The organism is Streptomyces sp. NPDC050528, assembly GCF_044457795.1.
GTDB lineage: Bacteria > Actinomycetota > Actinomycetes > Streptomycetales > Streptomycetaceae > Streptomyces.
Genome location: NZ_JBITHH010000018.1, coordinates 211,339 through 219,441 on the forward strand (window position 1 = coordinate 211,339; position 8,103 = coordinate 219,441).

The following is an 8,103-nucleotide window of genomic DNA, read 5'->3' on the forward strand; positions in this document are numbered from 1 at the left end:
GCGCTTCCATCCACGCGCCTTTGGTCGCCGACGGCGAACAAGCCCCACAGGGGCCACCCGCACCCGACGACGAAAGCAGTACGGGTGGTGCGGGTGGGAATCCGGATCCGGCCGGAGGCCGGAACAAGTCCCACCAACCCGCACCCGCACCCACGCCCGCACCCGCACCCGCACCCGCACCCACGCCCGCACCCGCACCCACGCCCGCACCCGCACCCGCACCCACGCCCGCACCCACGCCCGCACCCGCACCCGCACCCGCACCCGCACCCGCACCCAACTCCCCACCCGCACCCACCCTGTTCCCCGGCCACCGCTGGCTGCGGTACGTCACGTACGTCCTCGTCTCCCTCGCCGCCCTCGGCCTCTCCCTGGCCGGCATGGACGAGGCGACGAGCACGTACGAATTGGGCGTACCGCAGGGCCTGTTGGCGGGCTTCGGACAGGGCATCGCTCTGGTCCTCGCCCTGCGCCGGCCCATCCCCGCCTGGGCCCTGTCCCTCACCGCGACGGCTGTCACCGCGCTGGCCGCACGTGCGGCCATGGATCCCCACGCCGCCCTGCCCGACGGCTCGTCCCCGGGCGGCCCCGACTGGCCCTGGACCACCACCGAAGTCATCGTCCAGGCCGCCGTACTCCTGCTCCTGGCGCTGCGCGTCCCCGCCCGCAGAGCCCTCGCCGCGCTGGCCGCGACCGCACTGACGACGTTCGTCGTCCAAGGGCTGGTCGGAGCCCAGCAGTTCACCTCGACGGGGGTCGGCGCGGTCGCCGTCTGCGCGGTGGCCGTCCTCGTCGGCACCGCTCTGCGCGGTCGCAGCGAGGCCCGTACGCAACTCGTCGAGCAGGTGACGATCACGGAGGAGGAGCGGCACCACCGCACCCTCCTGGAGGAGCGCAGCCGTATCGCCCGCGAACTGCACGACGTGGTCGCCCACCACATGTCGGTGATCTCCATCCAGGCCCAAGTGGCACCCCACCTGGTCGAGAACCCCTCGGAGGAGCTCAAGGAGAACCTCGCCGGCATCAGACAGAACGCCCTCGAAGCCCTCGCCGAACTGCGCCGGGTCCTCGGCGTGCTCCGCGAGGAGAACCCGGAGTATCCGGACGACCCGTACGCCCTGCCCGCCCCCGGCACCGGTGCCGCCCCCGACGCCCCGCAGCCCACGCTGGACCGGCTGGACGCGCTGATCGAGAACACCAGGGCCGCCGGTCTCGACGTACGCAGCGACGTCAGGGGCGAGCGGCGTCCGCTGGCACCCGGTGTGGAGCTGTCGGCATACCGGATCATCCAGGAGGCGCTCAGCAACGCGTTGCGGCACGCCCCCGGTTCCACGGTCGCCGTCGAGGTCACCCACGCCACCGACGGGTTGCAGCTGACGGTCACCAACTCCCGCCCCAGGCAAGCCGTCCCGCCCTCCCTGGGCGCGGGCCACGGCCTGCTCGGCATGCGGGAGCGCGCGTCGATGCTCGGCGGACACCTCACCGCGACGAGAACATTCCAGGGCGGCTTCGCGATCGTGGCGTTCCTGCCCCGGGACGGCGTCGCGCTCCCCGACGAACCCCTCGGTACCGGCACCTCGGCCGCCCCCGAGCTCATCTTCCCGACAGGAGACGACACCCCATGACGAGCGGCAGCGGCACCATCCGCGTACTCATCGCCGATGACCAGCAGATGGTCCGGCAGGGCTTCACCGTGCTGCTCAACGCCCAGCCCGGCATAGAGGTCGTCGGCCAGGCGGTCGACGGCCTGGACGCGGTGGCCAAGGTCGCCGAACTCGCCCCGGACGTCGTCCTCATGGACATCCGCATGCCCGAACTCGGCGGCATCGAGGCGACCCGCCGCATCACCGTCGCGACCCCGCAGATCAAGGTCCTGGTGCTCACCACCTTCGACCTCGACGAGTACGTCTACGAGGCGCTGCGCGCCGGTGCGTCCGGCTTCCTCCTGAAGGACGCGTCCGCCGATCAACTGGCCGAGGCGGTACGGGTGGTGGCGGCCGGCGACGCACTGCTCGCGCCCGGTGTCACGCGCCGGCTGATCGCCGAGTTCTCCCGGCTGAACGGCACACCCCGCACCCCGCTCAAGTCCCGCGTCGGCGACCTCACCGAGCGCGAGACGGAGGTCCTCGCACTCATCGCGCAGGGCCTGTCCAACGCGGAGATCGCCGAGCACCTGGTCGTCGCCGAACAGACCGTGAAGACCCATGTCGGCCGCATCCTGGTGAAGTTGGGCCTGCGGGACCGTACGCAGGCGGCGGTGTTCGCCTACGAGTCGGGGCTGATCCGGCCGGGCGGCGGCCGCTGAAGCCCCGGCGGCTGCTGAAGCCCCGGCGGCCCCTGAAGATACGGCGACCCCGGCAGCCACCCAAGCCGCTGAAACCAAGCCGCTGAAACCAAGCCGCTGAAACCAAGCCCCCAGGCATACCCGTAGTACTTGAGACGGACGGCCCAGGACCCTTCTCACAGGTGACGACGGCTACCCGCCCGGCCGCCTACCGTTTTGAATGTGACCGAGACGACCCACACGCAGATGACGCCGCAGGACAGCGCGTTCGAGGCCTATCAGCCGCGCAGCCCGGAGTTCCGGGCCGCCATGGACGCCCTGCGCGGGATGCGGCAGGACCTGTTCCACGACGCCTCCGCCTATCGCCCGCTGCCCCGCTCCACCGCCGACGGCCCGCTGACCCGGCGGCTGAAGGGACGGCCCCGGGAGTACGCGGCCTGGGGCCCGCACGCCCTGATCGTCGCGGTCGGCCTGATCGCGATGCTCATCGCGACGAACGACGAGGCCCGCGGCTCGGGCAGCAACATGATCCTCGGCCTGCTCGCCCTCGCGCCGGTGCTGCTGACCATGGTGCGGCCGGTCGGCGCGTTCTGGCTGTCCATGGCCGCGACCCCGATCGCCACCGCCTTGGCGACCGAGTTCGACGACGAGTGGCCGTGGCGGAACGGCAGCTTCGTCTGCCACCTGGCCGTCCTCACGATCGTGGCGATACGCACCCGACCGCGCACGGCCGCCTGGATGTGGGCGCTGACGGCGGTCTACGGCATCGGCGCCACCACCGCCGCCGGCGGTCATTCCTTCGGCTCGGACACCGCGCAGATGCTGTTCCTCTCCGCCCTGGTCCTGTTCGGCGTCACGGTCCGCCACATACGTCACGACGCCGAGCAGGAGGTGACCGCGCAGCAGACCGTGACGGCCCACGAGCGGTCCCGGCGCACCCTCCTGGAGGAGCGCACGACGATCGCCCGCGAGCTGCACGACGTGGTCGCCCACCACATGTCGGTGGTCGCCATCCAGGCGGAGGCCGCGCCCTACCGCGTGGAGAACCCGCCGCCGGAGCTGGAGCGCGCGTTCGTCACGATCCGGGAGAACGCGGTGGCGGCCCTGACCGAGCTGCGCCGGGTCCTGGGCGTGGTCCGCGCGGAGGACTACGAGGCGCCCGACGCCCCGCAGCCCACCCTCGCCGACATGGACGGGCTGCTCGCCAATGTGCGCGACGCCGGCCTGAGCGTCGACAAGGCGGTGACGGGGGCGGTGCGTGAACTCCCGCAGGGCGTCGAGCTGTCGGCGTACCGGATAGTGCAGGAGGCGTTGAGCAACACCCTGCGGCACGCGCCCGGCGCGAGTGCCCGGGTGGAGATCGGTTACGTGCTGGGCGGGCTGGGCCTGCGGATAGTCAACGGCCCGACGCCCGAGCCGAGCCTGGTGAAGCCCTCGCCGGGTGCGGGGCACGGCATCACCGGGATGCGGGAGCGGGTGTCCATGCTGAACGGCGAGATGACGGCGGCCCCGGCGGACGACGGCGGCTATGAGGTGACGGTGTTCCTGCCGGTTCCGATGCCCAGTGCGAGCGAACCGGTGGCGGGTGCGGGGGAAGGGGACGCATGACGATCCGCGTACTGATCGCGGACGACCAGATGATGGTGCGCGAGGGCTTCTCGGTCCTGTTGGGCGCGATGCCGGACATCGAGGTCGTCGGCGAGGCGGTGAACGGACGCGACGCGGTCGAGCGCGTACGTGAACTGGCCCCGGACGTCGTCCTGATGGACATCCGCATGCCGGAGATGAACGGCATCGAGGCGACCCGGGAGATCGTCGCGGCGGACGGCGCGGCGAAGGTGCTGGTGCTCACCACGTTCGACCTGGACGAGTACGTGTACCAGGCGTTGCGGGCGGGAGCCTCCGGGTTCCTCCTCAAGGACGCCTCGGCACGCCAGCTGGCCGACGGGGTACGGGTGGTGGCGGCCGGCGAGGCACTGCTCGCGCCCTCCGTCACCAAGCGGTTGATCACGGAGTTCTCGAAGCTGTCCGAGACACCCCGCCTGATGCCGCCCGCGCAGCAGGGGACGTACGGGGATCTGACCGAACGGGAGACGGAGGTGCTGGTTCTCATCGCGCAGGGCTTGTCGAACGGGGAGATCGCGGAGCGGCTGATGGTCGCCGAGTCGACGATCAAGACCCATGTCAGCCGGGTCCTGGTGAAGTTGGGGCTGCGGGACCGGACACAGGCGGCGGTGTTCGCGTACGAGGCGCGGCTGGTGAGACCGGGATAGTCGGAGGCCGTAGGGGACGTCCGAGGGCCGCGCCACACCGGAACCCCTGGTCAGAGGGGGGTATCCCGGGCTAGCGTCCGTTCATGGCAGCCTTCGACCCCTGGGACCAGGACTTCCTGGCCGATCCTTACCCCGCCTACGCCGAACTGCGCGACCGGGGCCGGGTCACGTACTACGAGCCGACGGACCAGTGGCTGGTCCCCCGCCACGCGGACGTCTCGGCACTCCTGCGCGACCGCCGCCTCGGCCGTACCTACCAACACCGCTTCACCCACGAGGACTTCGGCCGTACGGCACCCCCGCCCGAGCACGAGCCCTTCCACACCCTCAACGACCACGGCATGCTCGACCTGGAGCCCCCGGACCACACCCGCATCCGGCGCCTGGTCTCGAAGGCGTTCACGCCGCGCACGGTCGAGCGACTGAAGCCGTACGTCAGCCGGTTGGCGGGCGAGCTGGTGGACGGCCTGGTGGCGAAGGGCGGCGGTGACCTGCTGACCGACGTGGCCGAGCCTCTCCCCGTCGCGGTGATCGCCGAGATGCTCGGCATCCCGGAGTCGGACCGTGCCCCGCTGCGCCCCTGGTCGGCGGACATCTGCGGGATGTACGAACTGAGCCCGTCCGAGGACACGGCGGCGAAGGCGGTCCGCGCGTCGGACGAATTCTCCTCCTATCTACGCGAGTTGATCGCGGCCCGCCGCAAGAACCCGGGCGACGACCTCATCTCCGGCATGATCGCGGCCCACGACGAGGACGACGACCGCCTCACCGAACAGGAGCTGATCTCCACCGCCGTCCTCCTGCTGAACGCCGGCCACGAGGCGACGGTGAACTCCACGGTGAATGGTTGGTGGGCCTTGTTCCGCAACCCGGAGCAGTTGGCGGCCCTGCGCGCGGACCACTCCCTCGTCCCCACCGCCGTCGAGGAGTTGATGCGCTACGACACCCCGCTCCAGCTCTTCGAGCGGTGGGTGCTGGACGAGATCGAGATCGACGGTACGACGATCCCGCGCGGCGCGGAGATCGCGATGCTGTTCGGCGCGGCCAACCACGACCCGGCGGTCTTCACCGACCCCGAGCGCCTCGACCTCACCCGCACGGACAACCCGCACATCAGCTTCAGTGCGGGCATCCACTACTGCATCGGCGCACCCCTGGCCCGTATCGAACTGGCCGCATCCATGGGGGCGTTGCTGGAGAGGGCCCCGACGCTACGCCTGGCGGCGGAGCCGGAGCGCAAGCCGAACTTCGTGATCCGGGGGCTGGAGGGGCTGAGCGTCGAGGTGGGCTAACGGCCCCTGACAGACTCCGAAACAGACTTCGAGTTGGACCTATGACGCCGCCCCGCCCCTCGGCCCCGGTGACTGGCGGCCGCCCGTCCGCGTCGGGTGGGAGGCGGGCGTCTTCCGCAGCCGTTCGACGTGCTCCTGCTGGACGTCGCGGGTGAACGTCAGGTAGTCGATGACGAGTTCCAGCTGGTCGGCGGTGTAGCGGGCGCGCACGCGCCCGCCGGCGTCCTCCAGGAACGGCCCGAGCAGGCCGAAGGCGCGCCGGGTGGCCTCCGGGGTGACGCGGACGAGGGTCTTGCGCCGGTCGCCGGGGTGCGGGGTGCGGGTGAGATAGGCGAGTTTCTCCAGCCGGTCGAGCATCGTGGTGACGCTCCCGGTGGTCAGGCCAAGTTGCCGGCTCAGCTCGCGGGGGGTGGTCTCCTCCACCGAGAGCAGGATCTCCAGGCAGCGCAGATCGGTCTCGTTGACGCCCATCAGGCGGGCCAGTTCGCGGTCGAAGTCGTCGACGGCGCTCTGGTAGGCCTGCACGGCCGCGCCCAGCCGCGCTTCGACCGCCTCTGTGCCCGAGCTCGACCCCGTTCCGCTTGACATTCGAGATATCTCCCTGCATCGTAACTATCGGTTATTAGCTTGAAAGCCAAGATGTATGAAAGTCAAGCAGAACTGACCGGACCAAGGAGTCCACGCCATGTCGTCCAGCACGACCAACCCCATGAACGTAGCCGCTGACGGCGGCGGCGGGCCGGTGCCCTATCCCAAACGGTGGGCGGCGGCGTTCGTGATGATCCTCGCCGCGCTGCTGGACATGATCGACGGATCGATCGTGAACACCGCGCTGCCCTCCATCGGCAAGGGCCTCAAGGCCACCCCCGCCGACCTCCAGTGGACCGTGTCCGCGTACATGCTCGGCTTCGCCGCCACGCTGATCATCGCCGGGCACCTGGGCGACCGATACGGCCGCAAGAAACTGTTCCTGGCCGGCGTCACCGCGTTCGCGCTCACGAGCCTGGCCAGCGCGCTGGCGACCTCGGCCGGGATGCTCGTCGCCTCGCGCGGACTCCAGGGCGTGGCCGCGGCGGTGATCATGCCGCAGATCCTCGCCTCGTTCCGCACGATGTTCGACGGCGAGGAACGCGGCAAGGCGTTCGCCCTGTACGGCGCGATCGCGGGTATCTCCACGGCCGTAGGCGTCCTGCTAGGCGGCGTCCTGACCGACTGGGACCTGTTCGGCTGGGGCTGGCGCACGATCTTCGTCATCAACCTCCCCCTCGCCGCCCTTGTCCTGATCCTCGGCGCCCGGTGGATCCCGGCCTCCCGGGACCATGCCTTCACCGGCCGCATCGACCTGCCCGGCAACCTCGTCCTCGCCGGGGGCCTGGTCGCGATCGTGCTCCCGCTGGTCCAAGGCCGTTCCTACGGCTGGCCGTTGTGGGGCTGGCTCTGCCTGGCGGCCGGTGTCGCCGCGATCGCCGCGCTGACCGTCTCGGAGAAGCGGCGCGGCCTCGAACACCCCCTCCTCCCCACGGACTTGTTCAAGAAGCCCGCCTTCAGCGCGGGCCTGCTCGTCCAACTCCTCTTCTACGGCGGCATGTCGGGCTTCTTCCTGGTCTTCACCATCTGGCTCCAGTCCGGCCAGGGCTACACCCCCACGCAGGCAGGCCTGTTGATGGTCGCCTTCAGCGCGGGCTCGATCCTTGCCGCGCCCGGGGTCGACCCGCTGGTCGCCAAGTTCGGCCGCAACGTACTGATCCTGGGGGCCCTGGTCATGGCGGGCGGCCTGTTCTGGGTCCGGCACGCGGCCCAGCACTCGGCCCAACTGCACACCGGAGCCTGGCCGTTGGTCCCGGGCCTGGTGCTGGCGGGCGTCGGCCTGATCTTCCTCATCATCCCGCTGGTCAACACGATCCTGAGCACCGTGCCGAGCGGCCTCGCGGGCGGCGCGTCCGGAATCCTCTCCACCGCCCAGCAGTTCGGCGGAGCGCTCGGGGTCGCCGTCATCGGCAACGCGTTCTTCTCCAACGCGGAGAAGGGCCTGACGGACGCGCTGACCCACGCGGCTCCTTGGGCCATCGGCGCCTACGTCCTCTGCGCGGTCCTGTGCCTGGCCTTGCCCCGCAAGGCAGTTGGCAACCAGGCAGAGCCCACCACCCTCTGATCTCCCTCCCCCCCGTTATGTTTTCTGCGGTCCTGCAAGAGGGCCGCTGGCCTCCGGGCCCGGCATGGCTGTTCCCCCCTGTCGAACCGATGACCTGGGGGG

General features: G+C 70.7%; 7 protein-coding genes. 6 read left to right on the plus strand and 1 reads right to left on the minus strand.

What is annotated here, in order from left to right; genetic code table 11:
• The first annotated feature begins 299 nt into the window (after positions 1-299).
• The 5 genes from ACIBK4_RS45065 (at position 300) to ACIBK4_RS45085 (ending at position 5,849) form a co-directional block, all read left to right on the plus strand.
• A complete protein-coding gene (locus ACIBK4_RS45065) occupies positions 300-1,625 on the plus strand; it encodes a sensor histidine kinase (protein ID WP_399005060.1) in 1,326 nt (441 codons plus the stop codon).
• Complete coding sequence (locus tag ACIBK4_RS45070; RefSeq protein ID WP_399005027.1) at positions 1,622-2,305, plus strand: response regulator; 684 nt, start codon at positions 1,622-1,624, stop codon at positions 2,303-2,305. Before ACIBK4_RS45065 ends, ACIBK4_RS45070 begins: the two co-directional genes overlap by 4 nt.
• A gap of 201 nt (positions 2,306-2,506) precedes the next feature.
• Positions 2,507-3,892, plus strand: a complete 1,386-nt coding sequence (locus ACIBK4_RS45075; RefSeq protein ID WP_399005029.1) for a sensor histidine kinase — start codon at positions 2,507-2,509, stop codon at positions 3,890-3,892.
• Positions 3,889-4,557 carry a response regulator gene (locus tag ACIBK4_RS45080; RefSeq protein WP_399005032.1) on the plus strand — a complete coding sequence of 223 codons (669 nt, stop codon included), beginning with the start codon at positions 3,889-3,891 and terminating at the stop codon, positions 4,555-4,557. Before ACIBK4_RS45075 ends, ACIBK4_RS45080 begins: the two co-directional genes overlap by 4 nt.
• An 83-nt stretch (positions 4,558-4,640) precedes the next feature.
• Complete coding sequence (locus ACIBK4_RS45085; protein ID WP_399005034.1) at positions 4,641-5,849, plus strand: cytochrome P450; 1,209 nt, start codon at positions 4,641-4,643, stop codon at positions 5,847-5,849.
• Positions 5,850-5,888: 39 nt separating this feature from the next.
• On the opposite strand, the gene ACIBK4_RS45090 is transcribed toward ACIBK4_RS45085, so the two are convergent.
• Entirely contained in the window at positions 5,889-6,437 is a 549-nt protein-coding gene (locus ACIBK4_RS45090) for a MarR family winged helix-turn-helix transcriptional regulator (RefSeq protein ID WP_399005036.1), read from the minus strand.
• Between the two features lie 97 nt (positions 6,438-6,534).
• On the opposite strand from ACIBK4_RS45090, the gene ACIBK4_RS45095 reads away from it, so the two are divergent.
• Positions 6,535-8,001, plus strand: a complete 1,467-nt coding sequence (locus ACIBK4_RS45095) for an MFS transporter (RefSeq protein WP_399005038.1) — start codon at positions 6,535-6,537, stop codon at positions 7,999-8,001.
• Positions 8,002-8,103 lie beyond the last annotated feature (102 nt).